Origin of the sequence: Thalassomonas actiniarum (assembly GCF_000948975.2) — a bacterium.
GTDB classification, from domain to species: Bacteria; Pseudomonadota; Gammaproteobacteria; order Enterobacterales; family Alteromonadaceae; genus Thalassomonas; species Thalassomonas actiniarum.
On the sequence record NZ_CP059735.1, the window covers coordinates 6,442,200 to 6,459,208 of the forward strand.

15 protein-coding genes are annotated in these 17,009 nt (G+C 47.6%); 3 read left to right on the plus strand and 12 right to left on the minus strand.

Annotated elements, in window-relative coordinates; all coding sequences use genetic code 11:
• Positions 1-191 precede the first annotated feature (191 nt).
• From ubiD to trxA, 4 genes are all read right to left on the minus strand, one after another.
• The gene (gene ubiD / locus SG35_RS28040) at positions 192-1,658 is read right to left on the minus strand and encodes a 4-hydroxy-3-polyprenylbenzoate decarboxylase (protein ID WP_044834384.1); all 1,467 of its coding nucleotides are present in this window, start codon (positions 1,656-1,658) and stop codon (positions 192-194) included.
• A 199-nt stretch (positions 1,659-1,857) separates the two neighbouring features.
• The gene (locus tag SG35_RS28045; RefSeq protein ID WP_044834385.1) at positions 1,858-2,085 is read right to left on the minus strand and encodes a hypothetical protein; all 228 of its coding nucleotides are present in this window, start codon (positions 2,083-2,085) and stop codon (positions 1,858-1,860) included.
• Positions 2,086-2,368: 283 nt separating this feature from the next.
• Positions 2,369-3,628, minus strand: coding sequence for a transcription termination factor Rho (gene rho, locus SG35_RS28050; protein ID WP_044834386.1), 1,260 nt, complete (start codon positions 3,626-3,628; stop codon positions 2,369-2,371).
• Positions 3,629-3,893: 265 nt separating this feature from the next.
• Complete coding sequence (trxA, locus tag SG35_RS28055) at positions 3,894-4,220, minus strand: thioredoxin TrxA (protein WP_044834387.1); 327 nt, start codon at positions 4,218-4,220, stop codon at positions 3,894-3,896.
• Positions 4,221-4,366: 146 nt separating this feature from the next.
• On the opposite strand from trxA, the gene rhlB reads away from it, so the two are divergent.
• Together rhlB and SG35_RS28065 are read left to right on the plus strand one after the other, a co-directional pair.
• Positions 4,367-5,626 (plus strand): ATP-dependent RNA helicase RhlB, encoded by a 1,260-nt coding sequence (gene rhlB / locus SG35_RS28060; RefSeq protein ID WP_044834388.1) that lies wholly within the window; start codon positions 4,367-4,369, stop codon positions 5,624-5,626.
• 2 nt (positions 5,627-5,628) lie between these two features.
• Positions 5,629-7,134, plus strand: coding sequence for a Ppx/GppA phosphatase family protein (locus tag SG35_RS28065; protein WP_236702643.1), 1,506 nt, complete (start codon positions 5,629-5,631; stop codon positions 7,132-7,134).
• Positions 7,135-7,178: 44 nt separating this feature from the next.
• On the opposite strand, the gene hemB is transcribed toward SG35_RS28065, so the two are convergent.
• The 7 genes from hemB to tatA are packed head-to-tail and all read right to left on the minus strand — an operon-like array spanning position 7,179 to position 12,858.
• Complete coding sequence (gene hemB, locus SG35_RS28070) at positions 7,179-8,195, minus strand: porphobilinogen synthase (protein WP_044834389.1); 1,017 nt, start codon at positions 8,193-8,195, stop codon at positions 7,179-7,181.
• A complete protein-coding gene (locus tag SG35_RS28075; protein ID WP_053043233.1) occupies positions 8,188-10,062 on the minus strand; it encodes a diguanylate cyclase in 1,875 nt (624 codons plus the stop codon). The genes hemB and SG35_RS28075 overlap by 8 nt, the downstream gene beginning before the upstream one ends.
• 4 nt (positions 10,063-10,066) lie before the next feature.
• Positions 10,067-10,858, minus strand: coding sequence for a TatD family hydrolase (locus SG35_RS28080; RefSeq protein ID WP_044834390.1), 792 nt, complete (start codon positions 10,856-10,858; stop codon positions 10,067-10,069).
• Between the two features lie 10 nt (positions 10,859-10,868).
• Positions 10,869-11,378: a hypothetical protein gene (locus tag SG35_RS28085; RefSeq protein WP_044834391.1), complete on the minus strand. Its 510-nt coding sequence runs from the start codon at positions 11,376-11,378 to the stop codon at positions 10,869-10,871.
• Positions 11,375-12,124, minus strand: coding sequence for a twin-arginine translocase subunit TatC (tatC, locus tag SG35_RS28090; RefSeq protein ID WP_044834392.1), 750 nt, complete (start codon positions 12,122-12,124; stop codon positions 11,375-11,377). Before tatC ends, SG35_RS28085 begins: the two co-directional genes overlap by 4 nt.
• 2 nt (positions 12,125-12,126) lie before the next feature.
• On the minus strand, positions 12,127-12,624 hold the full coding sequence (tatB, locus tag SG35_RS28095; RefSeq protein WP_044834393.1) for a Sec-independent protein translocase protein TatB: 498 nt from the start codon (positions 12,622-12,624) through the stop codon (positions 12,127-12,129).
• A gap of 3 nt (positions 12,625-12,627) precedes the next feature.
• Complete coding sequence (gene tatA, locus SG35_RS28100; protein WP_044834394.1) at positions 12,628-12,858, minus strand: Sec-independent protein translocase subunit TatA; 231 nt, start codon at positions 12,856-12,858, stop codon at positions 12,628-12,630.
• 92 nt (positions 12,859-12,950) lie between these two features.
• Between tatA and SG35_RS28105 the strand changes: the two genes are divergently transcribed.
• Positions 12,951-13,982: a hypothetical protein gene (locus tag SG35_RS28105; protein ID WP_152646711.1), complete on the plus strand. Its 1,032-nt coding sequence runs from the start codon at positions 12,951-12,953 to the stop codon at positions 13,980-13,982.
• Positions 13,983-14,066: 84 nt separating this feature from the next.
• Here SG35_RS28105 and SG35_RS28110 read toward each other — a convergent pair whose 3' ends face one another.
• Entirely contained in the window at positions 14,067-16,676 is a 2,610-nt protein-coding gene (locus tag SG35_RS28110) for a bifunctional diguanylate cyclase/phosphodiesterase (RefSeq protein WP_053043234.1), read from the minus strand.
• Positions 16,677-17,009: the final 333 nt, after the last annotated feature.

Below are 17,009 nucleotides of genomic sequence, written 5' to 3' on the forward strand. Positions count from 1 at the left end.
GCTGGCAACATCCTTGTTTAAGCAATAAAAAGTACATCCTGTACATCCAATTACCTTAGTTTATGACTAATAATACTATCGATAATACATATTAGTTGAAATTCAGATTAATCCGGCACAGCTTATCGCAGATATACCGGTTATTTATAGCTGATCACTCACTCGGCTTGTGCTTGATACTAAAAAATCTGCTAGAGAATATCCAGCTGCTCCCAAAGCTCGTCCACTTCTTTTATCACCGCTTCATCCATGACAATAGGCGTACCCCATTCGCGATCGGTTTCTCCCGGCCATTTATTGGTGGCATCCATCCCCATTTTTGAGCCCAGACCGGATACCGGCGAAGCAAAGTCGAGGTAATCGATCGGGGTATTCTCTATCATAGTGGTATCCCGGCTGGGATCCATACGTGTGGTCATCGCCCAGATCACATCCTGCCAGTCTCTGGCATTCACATCATCATCGCAGACAATCACAAATTTGGTATACATAAATTGTCGCAGGAAAGACCAAACCCCCATCATAACCCGCTTGGCATGCCCGGGATATTGCTTTTTAATGGTCACCACCGCCAAACGGTAGGAACAACCTTCCGGCGGCAGGTAAAAATCGACAATTTCCGGAAATTGCTTCTGTAAAATCGGCACAAAAACCTCGTTTAAAGCCACTCCTAAAATTGCCGGCTCATCCGGCGGCCGCCCGGTATAAGTACTGTGGTATATCGGCTCTTTGCGCATGGTGATATCGGTAACGGTAAAGACAGGGAAGTCATCCACTTCGTTGTAATAACCGGTATGATCGCCATAAGGCCCTTCCGGCGCCATCTCGTCGGGATCGATATAACCTTCCAGCACAATTTCCGCCGAGGCAGGTACTTCGAGATCATTACTGACACATTTAACCACTTCGGTTTTGCTGCCCCGTAACAAACCGGCAAAGGCATACTCAGACAAAGTATCCGGCACCGGGGTCACCGCCCCTAAAATCGTGGCAGGATCTGCGCCCAGCGCCACAGATACCGGGAATTTTTCTCCCGGGTGCTGCTTTTTCCACTCCAGAAAATCCAGAGCACCACCGCGGTGGGACAACCAACGCATGATCACCTTGTTCGGTCCCAATAATTGCTGGCGGTAGATACCCAGGTTTTGACGCTCTTTATGCGGACCTTTGGTGACCGTTAATCCCCAAGTGATCAGCGGCGCCACATCTCCCGGCCAGCAGGTTTGGATCGGCAGTTTCGTTAGATCGACCTCATCGCCGGACAATACCACTTGCTGACACGGCGCTTTTTTCAACACCTTGGCCGGCATATTCAACACCTGCTTATATACAGGTAATTTATCCAGGGCATCACGGAAACCCTTGGGCGGTTCGGGCTCTTTCAAAGTTGCCAGTAATTTTCCGACTTCCCTTAAAGCGGTAACATCGGTTTGCCCCATGGCCAAAGCAACCCGCTCCGGGGTGCCAAATAAATTGGTTAATACCGGGATATCAAAACCCACCGGATTTTCAAAAAGTAGTGCCGGGCCGCCTGCCCGTAAGGTGCGGTCACTGATTTCTGTCATGGTCAGGTTTGTCGAAACCGGTTGGCTAATACGCTTTAACTGGCCCAGCTTTTCCAGCTGGTGGATAAAGTCTCTTAAATCGCTGTATTTCATGATGGATTTGCTTCTGGTATTTGCCGATCATTATACCTTGGTTAAAGAAAAAACATCTAGCTATTAGCGGGAATAAGAATTATTAACCCCAATGTCTCGGGGAAGGCAGAAAAATGCGACCGGTAACCGAATCGCATTTATCAAAAGAGAATAGGGCGATAAGCAGCTCAGTTAGGGGGCTTACCGCTTCTTCAGGCTGTTACAGGTTAAAATTAAGTTCTACCGTACCGCCTTGCTGGCTGCAGCTATGGGACAGGGCACGCGCTTCCGACCAGCTATACGCTGTCTTCATCCAGTAACCGCCACCTGGCATGTTATAACATTCCACTATGTAAGACTCGCCAGAAGCCTGTGCAGACAGACCGGTGAGGGTACTGCTTAAAGCGAACCCGGCTACAAACAAACTTGATAATATTTTTTTATTCATTGTTATATTCCTTATATCTTTATTAGTTACAACAAAGAAAACCTGATGAAACAAGTCCTCCCCATTACCGGGTAAACTAATAAGAAGCCCAGCAAGTGTCAACAAAAAAACAAATAAAAAGTAACAAATAAATTACATTTTAGCTTATATAATCGACAACGATTAGCTCGACACAAGAAAGTACGGCTTGTCCATGGCCACAGCCTCACCAAGCCAATAAGCGCTCTAGCAACAAAAAAGCCAGCGGTTAAGCTGGCTTTTTAAGTACTGAAATCAACAAAAATTATTTACGTTTCATTGAATCAAAGAATTCGTTATTGGTTTTGGTCATGGCCAGTTTATCTATCATAAACTCCATGGCGTCGATCTCACCCATTTCATGAACGATTTTTCGCAGGATCCACATCTTCTGCAGTTCGTCCGGTTTGGTCAGCAACTCTTCGCGACGGGTACCGCTGCGGTTGAAGTGGATGGCCGGGAATACGCGTTTTTCGGCGATCTTACGGGACAAGTGTAATTCCATGTTACCCGTGCCTTTAAACTCTTCGTAGATGACTTCATCCATCTTAGAGCCGGTTTCGATCAGGGCTGTGGCGATAATGGTCAAACTGCCGCCTTCTTCGATGTTACGCGCGGCACCGAAGAAACGTTTCGGGCGATGCAGGGCGTTGGCGTCAACACCACCGGTCAGGATCTTGCCGGAAGAAGGAATAACCGTGTTATAGGCACGGGCCAAACGGGTGATGGAGTCGAGCAAGATAACCACATCTTTTTTATGCTCTACCAGACGTTTCGCTTTTTCGATCACCATTTCAGCAACCTGAACGTGACGGCTGGCAGGCTCATCAAAGGTCGAGGCAACGACTTCACCCTGTACCAGGCGCTGCATCTCTGTTACTTCTTCCGGACGTTCATCAATCAATAACACCATCAGTTCACAGTCCGGGTTATTGTAGGCGATGCTTTGGGCAATATTTTGCAGTAATAAGGTTTTACCGGCTTTTGGCGGCGCAACAATCAAACCACGCTGACCTTTACCGATAGGTGAAGCTAAATCGAGTACCCGGGCGGTAATATCTTCGGTTGAACCGTTACCGCGTTCCATAGTTACACGCTCATTGGCGTGAATAGGCGTTAAGTTTTCAAATAAAATCTTATTGCGGGCGTTTTCCGGCTTATCAAAATTAACTTCGTTGACTTTTAACAGCGCAAAGTAACGCTCGCCATCTTTTGGCGGACGGATTTTACCCTGGATAGTATCACCGGTACGCATACTGAAACGTCTGATCTGGCTTGGCGATACATAAATATCATCCGGGCCGGCCAAATACGAGGAGTCTGCCGAACGCAAGAATCCGAAGCCATCCTGCAGGATTTCTAATACACCGCCGCCGAATATGTCTTCACCACTTTTGGCGTGCGCCTTCAAAATGGCAAATATGATGTCTTGTTTACGGGTTCTAGCAAGGTGTTCAAGCTTCATGGATTCAGCGAGATTAACCAATTCGCTAATCGATTTTTCTTTAAGTTCGGTAAGATTCATAGTGGAAGTTCTTAACTATTAAATGTTGTTATGCTTTTGCTCAACGGCAAAGTATTAACGAGGAATAGGATTTAGATGTGTTATAAAATTAATTGAACGCTAAACTTAGCATTAAAATGGCATTGCGTAAAGTAAGTAACTCATTTTATATTCATTAATAATATGGCTTTGCCACATTATGGCATCCCTGTCGCCGCTGCATGCTGTTTTTATATTTTGTTTTTAAGGCATAGAAAAAAGGCCCGAGATAAACCGAGCCTTTCTTTTATAAATTTTTGTCTAAAAACTCTTTTAATTGAGTCTTAGAAAGTGCGCCAACTTTAGTGTCGGCTACCTGACCGTCTTTAAATAAAAGCAAAGTCGGGATACCGCGAATACCGAATTTAGGCGGGGTATCGGCATTTTGGTCGATATTTAACTTACCAACAACAAGCTTGCCGTCATATTCATCGGCAATCTCGTTTAATATAGGTGCGATCATTTTACATGGTCCACACCACTCAGCCCAAAAATCTACTAATACTGGACTAGATGCGTTCAGCACATCTGCTTCAAAACTGTCATCTGACAACTGAACAATTTTATCGCTCATTTCACTCTCCGTTTATGGTGGCACAATTGCCTGATGACGAGAGTATACCGTCATCTTTATTTTTTGCTATTTATTCAATACAGTTTTTTCTTACATCTTATTCGATACCGTTTTTTATTAGGCGCGTAAGGTGTTAAGCTAGCCGTATGAAAAAAACACATTTAACTGAAATCAAATTCGCCGATCTGCAACTTAATGAAAAAGTAGTGACCGGCCTGGAAGCCATGGGCTTTCAAAATTGCACCTCGATCCAGGCAAAATCTTTACCTATTTTACTTAAAGGAAAAGATCTCGCCGGCCAGGCCCAAACAGGGGAAGGCAAGACTATCGCGTTTTTAGCCGCCACCTTTCACCACCTGTTACAAAAGCCTGCCCCGGACCATAACCAGCCAAGGGCGCTCATTATGGCGCCGACCCGGGAATTAGCCATACAGATTCACCGGGATGCTATTGAGATGGCCAAAGCCACCGGATTGCGCCTCGGCATTGTATATGGGGGCGAGGGTTACGAAAGTCAACGGGAAGAATTAACCAAAGGGGTAGATATTTTAATCGGCACCTGTGGCCGCCTCATTGACTACCTCAAACAAGGAATTTATAACCTCAACAATATCGAAGCCGTAGTGCTTGATGAAGCGGATCGCATGTTTGATCTCGGCTTTATTAAAGATATCCGTTATATGTTCCGCAGAATGCCGGCGGCAAACGAGCGCCTGAGCATGTTATTTTCTGCCACCTTGTCTTTCAGGGTAAAAGAGCTTGCTTTTGAGCATATGAATTCTCCCGAGAGCGTTGAAGTCGAACCCGAGCAAAAGACCAATGTTCGCATCACAGAAGAGCTGTTTTATCCCTCCAACGAAGATAAGATGGCGTTATTACAGACCCTGATCGAAGAAGAGTGGCCGGATAAAGCCATTATTTTTGCCAATACCAAGCATAGCTGTGAAAAGATCCACGCCCATTTGGCCGCCGATAAAATCCGTGTCGGCCTGTTAACCGGCGACGTGATACAGAAAAAGCGCCTGAAAATACTTGAAGGCTTTACCGCCGGGCATCTTGATGTTCTGGTGGCCACAGATGTTGCCGCCCGCGGACTGCATATCCCGAATGTCACCCATGTCTTTAACTATGACTTGCCCGACGATTTCGAAGATTATGTCCACCGCATCGGCCGTACCGGTCGTGCCGGCGCCAGCGGACATGCCATCAGTTTTGCCTGTGAAGACTATGTATTTAATTTACCGGCAATCGAAGAATATATCAGCCATGCCTTACCGGTAAGCAAATATGATCACGAAGCGCTATTAACGGATTTACCTAAACCTAAACCCAGACAGCGTCGTCACAAACCTCACAGCGGCGGACAAAACCGCGGCCGCAACCCCAGGGGTAACAGGTCCAGATAAGTATGATGATCAGCAAACAGAACGCGGAAAGTCCCTTGTATGCCATTATCGATCTGGGATCGAACAGCTTTCATATGCTTATTACCCGTTTGCTTGCTGACAGCGTACAAACCGTGGATAAGGTCAAACGTAAAGTGCGTTTGGCCGGGGGCCTGGATGAGGAAAACAACCTCGATGATGCCGCTATTTCCCGCGGACTGGAATGCCTGAGCTTTTTTGCCGAGCGCCTGCAGGATATTCCCCCGGAAAATATTCGGGTAGTGGCAACCGCCACTTTAAGAATTGCCAAAAATGCCGAGTTTTTTTTAGCCCGAGCACAAAAGATCCTCGGCACTAAAGTCAGCCTGCTGAGCGGATTGCAAGAAGCAGAAACCATCTATTTAGGGGTTGCCCATACCAGCTGTAGTGCAGATCAACGCCTGGTACTGGATATCGGCGGCGCCAGTACCGAAATCATTATCGGCGAAGCCTTTGCGGTCAAAAAAATCACCAGTTTGGATATCGGTTGCGTCACCTTTAACCGCCGCTACTTTCATGATGGCTTGTTGTCAAAGAGCAATTTTGAAGCGGCAATCACCCAAGCGAAAAGCGAACTAAAGCCTTTAGTAAAAAGCTATACCGATATCGGCTGGCAGGACGTGCTTGGCGGTTCGGGCACAATGCAGGCTTTAGCCGAAATCCTGATGTACCAAAAACGCCCCGCGATAATCACCCTGGATTTTCTCCATGATCTCCAGCAACAGTTACTGAGCATAAAGCGGGTGGAGAATATCGCGATCCCCGGCCTGGCCAGCGACCGCAAGCCGGTTTTTGCCAGTGGCCTGGCAATTTTAACCGCTTTATTTGAAGCCCTAGGCATCAAGCAGTTGCAGCTTTCCAGCGGCGCCCTGCGCGAAGGTCTGCTTTATGAAATGTTGCCGGATATGCGTAAAATCAGCATCCGCCAGCGCACCATCAACTCCTTAACCCAAAAATTTCATATCGACCAGCCCCATGCCAGCCGGGTGAATGAACAGGCCTGCCGCCTGGTTCAGTTGTGGCAACTCCCGCAAGCTAAAGCGCACAGCAACCAAAGGCAGCTGCTTACCACCGCCTGTGCCTTGCATGAGGTCGGTTTGCTGATGGAATATAAACACCACCAGCAGCACGGCGCTTATATTATCCAGCATGCGGATTTACCCGGTTTTGATCAGTCAGAGCGCCAGTTACTGGTGGCCCTGGTGCGTTTGTATAAGGCAGATATCAACCCTGAACAATTGAGGGAACAGTCGGCGCTGGATTATCAGGATGCCTGCCTGTTATTGGCAGCGTTAAGGTTGGCGGTGATCTTGTGCCGCAGGCGCAGGGATGATGTATTACCGGATTACGAATCGAGAATTGAGGGTTACAGCATCTATTTGTGTTTGCCGCAAGACTGGCTGGCGCAGCACCCGTTAATCGTCGATGAATTGCGCCAGGAAAACCTTTACCTCAATACCCTGGGGTTGAACTTAAAAATCCACTGTTAGCCAACCGTAAGTTTGTTGGCTAACTTATCAAAGGCTTCAAGTCATTAACCGGCGTTATCTTCCTTGATCCAGCGGGCCACCTGTTTGGCAAAGTAAGTTAAAATACCGTCGGCACCGGCACGTTTAAAGGCCAGCAAACCTTCCATCACACAAGGCTTTTCTGCCAGCCAGCCATTTTGGATCGCCGCCATGTGCATGGCATATTCGCCGCTGACCTGGTAGGCATATGTCGGTACCTTAAAGTTGTCTTTTACCCGGCGCACTATGTCGAGATAAGGCATGCCGGGTTTTACCATCACCATATCCGCCCCTTCATGAATATCCTGGGCGATTTCATGCAAGGCTTCATCACTGTTGGCGGGATCCATCTGGTAAGAATGCTTGTTGCCTCCCTTGATATTACCGGCAGAGCCGACCGCATCCCTGAACGGGCCATAATAGTTGGAAGCATACTTGGCGGAATAGGCAAGAATACGGGTATTAACAAAACCCTTTTCTTCCAAGGTTTCCCGGATAGCACCGATACGCCCGTCCATCATGTCCGACGGCGCCACCACATCGGCCCCCGCCTCGGCATGGGAAAGCGCCTGCTTGACTAAAATATCTTTGGTCACTTCATTCAGCACATAACCGTCATCATCTATGATGCCGTCCTGGCCATGGGTAGTGAAAGGGTCAAGGGCAACATCTGTGATCACCCCAAGCTGAGGGTATTTTGCCTTTAGGGCCCTGACGGTGCGTTGCGCCAGGCCATCGGGATTATAGGCTTCTTCCGCCATCAACGACTTTTTATCCCCCGGGGTTACCGGGAAAATAGCAATCGCCGGGATGCCTAATTCAACCAGCTCCCGGGCTTCTTCCAATAACAGATCGATACTTTTGCGCTCCACCCCGGGCATAGAATCTATCGCCTGACGCTGATTTTCTCCTTCGAGGACAAACACAGGGTAGATAAGATCATTTACGGTTAACTGGTGTTCTGCCATTAAACGGCGGGAAAAGCCATCCGCCCTCATGCGGCGCATGCGGCGAGCGGGATATTGACCAAAAGCATTATTCATGAGACGACTCCGGAGAAATTAAAGGATCGATATAAACTTGTTGTTGTACCTGGTTGCGGCCGCTGTCTTTGGCGTTATATAAGGCCTTATCGGCGGCGGCAAAAATTTGTTCGGGTAAGACATCCGCCTGCTGCTGGTAGGTGCTGATGCCACAGCTCACCGTCAGGGGAATTTCTTTATTTTCAAACACCATAGGACGTTCCGCTATCGCCAGACGTAAGGTTTCCGCCAGCGCATAGGCTCCCAGGGGTTCGGTGTCGGGTAAGATCAGGCAAAACTCTTCGCCGCCGTAACGGCAGCCGATATCCGAGCTTCTTTTTAAACTCTGCTTAATATGGTTGGCGACCCAGACAATACATTGATCGCCCGCCAGATGGCCGAAGTTATCGTTAACCTTTTTAAAATGATCGATATCGATAACCACTATGCTCAACGGCGTCAGATTACGCTTGCTGCGCCGGTATTCCGCCAGCATTTTTTGATCATAATGACGCCGGTTATATAAGCCGGACAACTCATCTATGGTGTTCTTTTTCGCCAGCTCGCGGTTGGCGCTTTCCAGCTCCTGCAGGGCAATATTAAGCTCTAAGGTGCGCTCCTGCACCCGCACTTCCAGTTGCTCCTGATTTTCTTCCTGCAGTGCCAGCAATTCATCCTGCGCCTGCTGCGATGTACGGGCATTATCCAGTGCCTCTTGCTGTAATGCCCGGGTATCTTCCAGCTTGTTATACAGCTGGCGACTAAGCAGTAAAACAATCAGCCCGGCATGTAACCAGGCAGCACTCCGGTATAAGGCGCCATTACCGGCAAGTATTCCCTGACTGTAATCTGCCAAGCCGACAAGACTGATCAAACTGAAAATAAGCGGTACAGCAACCACTAGAGCGAACAGGGTGGCAAGCCGCTGTTTTTTCTGTCTCAGATACAGGGCAACAACCAGTAACAGCAGGGAAACCAAGGCATAAAGCACCAGGGTAATGCCCAGGTTAATCGGGCCGGGTAATAACAGTGCCGGCAGTAAACACACCGACAGGCATAACAGCAATATTTTAAGTGCTTTTGCTAAAACCGGCTCATGCTCTTTAAGCTCAAACAAACGTTGGCCAAAAGAAAGAAGTAAGATCGCCGAGAGCAGGGTTAATACCGGTAATTCAGTCCCGGTCAATATCGCCATATCGGGAAAGTAATAAGCTAAATTCCTGCCCTGTAATACCGATAACAGCAACAGCTGACACAAGAAGTAGCCAAACAAGAGCAAGGCATTGTTTTTACCGCAGGTGATAAAGATCAGCAGCAAGACGCAGGTCAGGCCGGCTATAGTGCCAAGTGCCAGTCCCTGGATAAAAACCATGGATTGATGGGCCTGCTGATATTGCTGTTCGGCAACTAATTCGAGAGGTAAGCTCACATCCCGGGCGCTGGTAATAACAAGATACAGTGATATTCTGCTTTGCGGTGCCAGCATAATCTTACCGCTGCGCTGATGATCTGCACTTAAGGCAAACGGGGCAGGAGCCGGGGCCGAGTTTTGATACTGCACATATAAATCAGCAGCGCTGAGGGCAAAACTATTGGCCAGGGTCAGATAATAGCCCTGGGCCACTGAGGTATCATTGACCAGAGAAAAAGCCAGCCAGTTGACACCCGAAGTTAACGGCAGCAGCTTGTTGCCCAGGGACGCTTTTTGCCAGGCAAGTTCCGCCAAAGCGCCCGGGCTGAGTGTAGTTGGTGCATCAGCAAGACTGCCCTGCCAGAAGCGGTACTCCCTGAGTTCAGGCTTAGCTTGCACTTGGCCGACATCGCTTGCCGTGACCGTAAAAGCGCAGAGCAACAAACAGCCCAGACAAAGCAACCACCTTAAGATCATATAATCAATCAGCTCCCTTTAAGTTAAAGACCTTAACGGTATTCTCCCGGGTTTGGCTGATAATCTCCTGGGCGCTATAACCAGTTAATTGTGCCAGCATATCAACAATTACCGGCAAATAGGCAGGTTCATTGCGGCTGCTTTTCGGTTTTGGCCTGATATTTCTTGGCAGCAAATAGGGGGCGTCGGTTTCTATCATCAGCTGCTGCAGCGGGATCAACTCAACGATATCCCTGAGCTCCTGTCCGCGCCTTTCGTCACATAACCAGCCGGTGATGCCCACATACATGCCGGCATCGAGACAGGTTAACAATTCCTCTTTGGTGCCGGTAAAACAGTGAGCGACCATAGCGGGAACAGCGCTCAAATAAGGCGATAACAGTTGAAACCAGGTATCAAACGCATCTCTTTGGTGGAGGAATAAAGGTTTATTCAGCCGCGCCGCCAGGGCTATTTGCTCTGCAAAGACCCGTTTTTGCTGCTCGGGTGCGGAAAAATTACGATTAAAATCCAGGCCGCATTCGCCGATGGCCCGTACGTTAGGCTGCTGTGACAGTTCGGTTAAAATATCCAGATAATCCTGGCTGACACCGTCGGCATCATGGGGGTGCACGCCGGCGGTACTATAGAGAAATTCAGGTGCTTGCCGGCAAAGGGCTACCGCTTCCCGGCTTTCGGCTATATTGGTGCCGGTCACCAGCATAGCCTCAATACCGGCATCTTTTGCCCTGGTTAACACGTCGCTCCGGTCTTTATCAAACCTGCTGTTGGTAAGATTTACGCCAATATCGATCAAGGGGAAACTGCTATTTTATCCGTTTAACACGAATTCTCTTATTGAAGCCGTCTTTTCTCAGGTAGATGGCACTGAGCATACCTTCGATTAACTCAACCTTATCCCCGGCCTCCAGCAACAGCTTATTACTGTCGGTTTGGTGCCACACCTGGCCATTGGTTAAGGTTAAAGCGAGTTTGCCGTAATGTAATTCCTTGACCTTATCAATCTCGGAAAACATGCTGCTATTATCTTCTTCGGCAGCGGTTGCTGCTATATGCGCTTTACCAAAGTCATCTGCTTTATTTTTACTTTGCGTTGTCGCAGCTACATCACCGGCAGCTTTTTTCCGGGGTTTAACCGCAATATCTTCACTGCCGGTACTTAGCTTGCGCTCCTGAACCAGCTTATCATAACAGGCCAAGCGGCTCAGGCTGTCCTTGGTGGCGGCACAAACCATCAACTCATCTTTTAAATCAAATGCCTGTATTGCCGAGGTATACCCCAGGCCTAACATTACTGCAACGATATAACGACTCATCCTATGTCCTCAGGATCCGCTTCCGGATCTTTTTTATGATAGAGAGCTGCTACCATAATGCCTAATTCAAACAACAGCAGCATAGGCACCGCCAATAAGGTTTGCGAAATGACATCCGGAGGCGTCAGCAGCATACTAATAACAAAGGCACCCACGATAACATAAGGACGTTTGGCTCGTAAACTGGCAGGCTCAGTAACCCCGGTCCAGCACAATAAGACAATGGCGACAGGGATCTCAAAGGTTGCCCCGAAAGCAAAAAACAGCTTTAAGACAAAATCCAGGTAACTGCTGATATCCGTGGCTATGGTAACCCCTTCCGGCGCCACCGAAGTGAAAAACGAAAATGCCAGCGGGAAAACAACAAAGTACGCAAAAGAAATACCGGCATAAAATAAAAAGGTACTGCCGAACATCAAGGGAGCGATCAGTTTTTTCTCATTTTGATACAGGCCAGGCGCGATAAACGACCAGATCTGAAACAGGATATAGGGCATCGCCAGGAAAAAAGACAATACCATGGTCAATTTAAAGGGGGCGAAAAAAGGTGAGGCAACATCGGTTGCGATCATTTGCGCCCCTTCCGGCATAGTGGCCAACAAGGGCTGCGCCAGATATTGATAGATATCCTGGGCAAAATATACCAGACAACAAAAAACCACTAACACCCCGAGTACTGAATGTAATAATCGGTTGCGTAATTCCAGTAGGTGGTCAAACAGGCTTGATTGGGGTTGTGAACTCATACTTATGGTTTTTGCTTCTCTTTGTCTAATGAAGAGTCTAATGACGAGCCTGATGCTGAATCTGACACTGAGTCAGGTGAAACGTCAGAAGAAGCACCAGACAGGGAAGCTGATGGCGTTTCACCTGATGCTGCAGCCAGCTTTTCCTGTGCTACCGGCGCCTTGTCCTGCGCAGAAGAGACCTGTCCGCTTTCATCGCCAGCCGATTTTTCATAGGGACGGGTCACCATTTTTGCCGCATCCTGCAATGATTTTAACGACTCGGCCACTTCGGGACTTAAATCCTTTAAATTAGACTGTTCGGCTTTTTTCAAATTTTCATGCAACTCTTGAATACGTAACTCTTCCGTTAATTCAGATTTGACGTTGTCACTGAACTTACGCACCCCGGCAATCCAGGAACGCACGGTGCGGATGGCCACAGGCAAACGCTCCGGCCCTAACACCACCAAACCGATAATCGCAATCAGTATTAATTCCCAAAAGCCAACATCAAACATTGATTAAGCCTGATCTTTTTCTTTTTCGGCCGTCGTTTTCACCTGATCTTCAGATGCCGCCGACTTATCTGCCAGTGCGTCTGTGGACTTTTCGCCTTCTTCCGACACCGCCTTTTTAAACCCTTTCACGGCAGAGCCCAGGTCTGTTCCCATGTTACGTAACTTTTTAGTACCAAATAATAATATTACAATTACCGCTATGATTAATAATTGCCAAATACTGATGCCAGCCATAAAAAACTCCTATAATCTATATGGGATCATTATAAGGTTTCAGCCGTAAAAAGCACCCTTTGAATAAGCTTATTTATGAGGTAAAACAAACTTTGAGTAAAAGATTATCCAAAAAGCCGTTTCCGATTTTTTATGCCGTTATTTTCATTTTTACTGTCACCTCTTTTAAGACAATAGCAAATAATAATTCATCCGAAATAAGCAAAAAGCTTCCCGGCAGGGATTACCAGGCTCCGGCAGAAGAAAGCGATCAAGGTTTGCCGCCGTCCGACGACTGGATGCACAGTTTTCACGATACTATCTCCGACTCGGTATACCAGAGTGCGGTATGGTTTGACGGCTTTTTCAGTCATGATGACAGCCAGGAGCAAACACCCCAGACAACCGCCCGGATCCGCCTGGCCTGGGAGCCGAGAAGCAGGGACCTGGCAGAATTTGATACCCGTTTCAGGGTGAAAGTGAAATTGCCCCATTTTAAAAATAAGCTCGACCTTATTCTCTCCGATGACAGTGACGATGAATTAAGCCAATTGCCGCTGGAAACCAGCATCAAGGCCAAATCTGAAATCAATGACGAACCTTTTGCCGCCGCGGTACGCTTAATACATACCAATACAACTGAAAAGTTTACCGATACCCGACTGGGTTTGTCCGGCGGCGATATTTTTTTAAAAACCCGTCACAGAACACGTTATAGCTGGCAAGATGTCCATGGTTTTAAAATAGAGCCTTCGGTATTTTATTTCCTTGATGACGGTCTCGGCGCCCGCTTATTACTGGAGTACGATTACCAGCTCAATAAAAAAGAACAATTCAGGATCAATTACAGCATCAGGGGCTCGGAATCCTACAGCGGCATCCGCTGGAAACACGGCTTTTACCATTTACAGCAAATAGCCAATGACCGCGCCGCCGTGCTCGGCCTGTTGGTAGAAGGGGAAAGAAACGGCGAGAACGGCTTTTTAATCGATAATTACACCCTGAGTTACCGCTATCGGTTCAACGCCCTGAGAGAGTGGCTGTTTTTCGATATCGAACCTTTTATCGAATGGCCGGAAGAGGTAGATCATAAAACCACCCCGGGCATCGCCTTAAGGGTGGAAGGGTACTTTTCTAAAAAATAAGCTCCAAAAAATAAGTTCTAAAAAATGAGCAAACAGGGGAGCCGCTAATAAGCTCCCGGCTAATTCATTGATTAACAATTATTTTCAAGCGTAATGTTTATTGTCGTCTTCGGAGGGGTCATCCCTGATGATCTTAACCGGGCGGTTCAGATAATATCCCTGACCGAATTCACAGCCGGCGGCATGCAATTTCTGCAGGGTATCTTCATTTTCTATGCCTTCCGCCACCAGGCGGTAACCAAAGTCTTGCCCTAACTCATGCAGCGCCCGGATCACCGACAGGTTCTTTTCATTGTTTTTCAACGAACGGACAAAACTGCGATCGAGTTTAATGATCTCAAACGGGTAGCTGTATAAAAAGTTCAGGGAAGACAAACCGGCGCCATAATCATCCAGAGCCAGCTTCACTCCCAGAGCCTTTAATTTTCTTAAGCCCTTAAGCGCCTGCTCATTATGCTGCTCAAAAGCCGATTCGTTAAACTCCAGGATCAACCGCTGCGGCAGTGCTATATTTTTTCTTATGTTATCAATAAGTTTAGATAGTTGACTTACCTGGGTTAAGTGCCTGCCGGAAAGGTTGACGGCAATAAAGGCATTGTCGAATTCACTGCCGTATTGCCAGCTAAGCAACTGACGGGAAACTTCTTCAATCACCCAGTTTTCTATTTCCAGTATCATGCCGGTTTCTTCCGCCATAAACAGGAATTCACTCGGGGTCAACAGGCCTTTTTTCGGGTGCTGCCAACGCAGCAGGGCTTCAAAACCTATGATCTGGCTGCATTCAAGGTTAGAAATTTTCTGATAATGCAATTCAAACTGCTGCTGATTGATTGCTACCCTCAGCTCCTGCTCCAAGGTCATACTGGCCAGTAACTGCTCACGCATACTTTCGTCAAAAAAGACATAACGGCCGCGCCCCAGACTCTTGGCCTGATACATGGCGGCATCGGCATCGCGCAGGATTTCATTGGCATCCTGGTAGTGGTTATGGCAAAGGGAAATCCCGATACTGGCACTGGAATGTAAAATTTGTCCGTCAAGCTCAAAGGGCTGGGCAATACGTTCAATAATACGGGTGGCGATATCTTCAACATCGTCCTGGGACTGGATTGCATCCAGCAACACCACAAACTCATCGCCCCCCAGCCGGGCCAGGACATCATTTTCCCGGACACACTCTTTTAACCGGGCGGCAATTTCAATCAGGAATAAGTCACCGGTATGATGACCCAAGGTATCATTAATCAGCTTAAAGCGGTCAAGATCGATAAATAATACCGAAAACTTATAGGCGGGATGGCGTTTCAAATGCCTTATGGCATAGGTAAGCCGATCGGAAAACATTGCCCGGTTGGCCAGCTTGGTCAGGGCATCATGATGGGCATCGTAATATAACTGGCTTTCCGCTTTACGTCTTTCTTCGATTTGCATGCGCAAATTGAGGTTGCTTGCCTGCAACTCCTGCGTTCTGTCATTCACCAGGCGCTCAAGTTCGGCTTTATGTTCGAGGTTTTTAGTCAGATCCCGTTTACGTAATATGGCCGTAGCGATATGTTGTCCGACAAAACGGATCAACTCCATATCGGATTCTTGATAGGCGTTTTCGTTATGATAATCCTGGATCGCCAACACGCCAAAGATTTTACCCTGTTCCATCAGCGGTGCCGCCAGCCAGGCTTTGGGGATCCGCCCCTGGATCCCCAAATAAGCAAAAGGCTCTGATTGCTGTGTATTTTGCTCCGACAAAGCATGAAGCTGCCCGGATGATATCAACACGGGACAAGCCTTGTTCAGCACCATTTCCGTTAAACCGCCGGCCAGTTTTCTTGATTTAGGCGCCGCCTTAAATTCATCGACATAATAGGGAAAATTCAACCAGACCTTATCTTCACAAAGTAAGGCGATATAAAGGTTGTCGGCATTAATCAGCCCTTTAACCTCGCTATGGAGCAGTTGGTAAAAAGTATCTATTTCGTGGGTGCCGGCGGTAATTTCCGACATCGCCAACAAGGCCTGATGCATTTTTACCGCTTTTTGCCGCTCGGCAATTTCCCGCTGCAGCTCTAAATTGGTCTGGATAAGCTTGCCAGTCCTGCGTTTTATGCTCAGTTCCAACAATTCCCGGCGATTAACCCGGTCAATGGCGGTCACCAGATGATCGGAAATAAACTGCAGCAGCTGATTGTCCCGCTCGGCAAAAACACTGCCCCCCTGATAACTTTGTAATGCGATCACCCCGATCACTTCCCGGCCGCGCATTAACGGCACGCCAAGCCAGTCGATACAGGCAGGGTCAATCTCCTGGATTTTTCCGGATACTTTTAGTTGCTCCATCTGCCCGGCATTAACATGCAAAGGCCCCGCCTGGTTGAACACCAGCTGACTTAAGCAGTCAGGGGAAAGATCGGCAGACTTCGCCGCAGGGGCATGGGGATTATGGGCATAAGTTAAGCTCAGGCGATTCTCGGCATCAGACAAACAGATATGGAAATGTTCGCTGGCCAGTAAAGAGCGGATAAGGGAAACCAGAGACGGGTAAAAGCTTTCCATCTCGGTGACGGTACTGGCCAGTTCAGACAGCTGCAATAGTCCGGACTGGATGTTTTTAACATGCCGGTACTTCTTTAATAATGACTTAAGTTTTGGAAGCTGACGCAGGGCGCGTAAGTCATCTTTTTCCTCGGATTCTCTCAAGGACTGCTCATTTTTTGTTATTAGTATTATTTTTAAGCGATTAGTCTATCAAATTATGCTGCTATTGCCAGCGTAAAGTGAAATTTATCATCTCCTTATCGCAAGAAAAATAAATACCCGGGCAATATTGCTTTTTAAACGGTTTTAATCACTGTTCATGGCTTACAGGATGTAAGTACTTAGTTTATGCCGGGAGCGTGTAAGCTGAAATACTTACATGCTATCGCTCCTGTTCATCCCTGAACCCGCTTTATACAGCCTGTCCAGTGCATAAAGCCTACTCTTGCAAATCCATTTGCTCATAGGGTAAATACTTACATGTATAAAAAAACC

What these genes read in the sequence shown, in the direction of transcription:
- ubiD (WP_044834384.1), bottom strand. Translation starts at nt 1,658, where the DNA reads ATGAAATACAGCGATTTAAGAGACTTTATCCACCAGCTGGAAAAGCTG.
- SG35_RS28045 (WP_044834385.1), bottom strand. Translation starts at nt 2,085, where the DNA reads ATGAATAAAAAAATATTATCAAGTTTGTTTGTAGCCGGGTTCGCTTTA.
- rho (WP_044834386.1), bottom strand. Translation starts at nt 3,628, where the DNA reads ATGAATCTTACCGAACTTAAAGAAAAATCGATTAGCGAATTGGTTAAT.
- trxA (WP_044834387.1), bottom strand. Translation starts at nt 4,220, where the DNA reads ATGAGCGATAAAATTGTTCAGTTGTCAGATGACAGTTTTGAAGCAGAT.
- rhlB (WP_044834388.1), top strand. Translation starts at nt 4,367, where the DNA reads ATGAAAAAAACACATTTAACTGAAATCAAATTCGCCGATCTGCAACTT.
- SG35_RS28065 (WP_236702643.1), top strand. Translation starts at nt 5,629, where the DNA reads ATGATGATCAGCAAACAGAACGCGGAAAGTCCCTTGTATGCCATTATC.
- hemB (WP_044834389.1), bottom strand. Translation starts at nt 8,195, where the DNA reads ATGAATAATGCTTTTGGTCAATATCCCGCTCGCCGCATGCGCCGCATG.
- SG35_RS28075 (WP_053043233.1), bottom strand. Translation starts at nt 10,062, where the DNA reads ATGATCTTAAGGTGGTTGCTTTGTCTGGGCTGTTTGTTGCTCTGCGCT.
- SG35_RS28085 (WP_044834391.1), bottom strand. Translation starts at nt 11,378, where the DNA reads ATGAGTCGTTATATCGTTGCAGTAATGTTAGGCCTGGGGTATACCTCG.
- tatC (WP_044834392.1), bottom strand. Translation starts at nt 12,124, where the DNA reads ATGAGTTCACAACCCCAATCAAGCCTGTTTGACCACCTACTGGAATTA.
- tatB (WP_044834393.1), bottom strand. Translation starts at nt 12,624, where the DNA reads ATGTTTGATGTTGGCTTTTGGGAATTAATACTGATTGCGATTATCGGT.
- tatA (WP_044834394.1), bottom strand. Translation starts at nt 12,858, where the DNA reads ATGGCTGGCATCAGTATTTGGCAATTATTAATCATAGCGGTAATTGTA.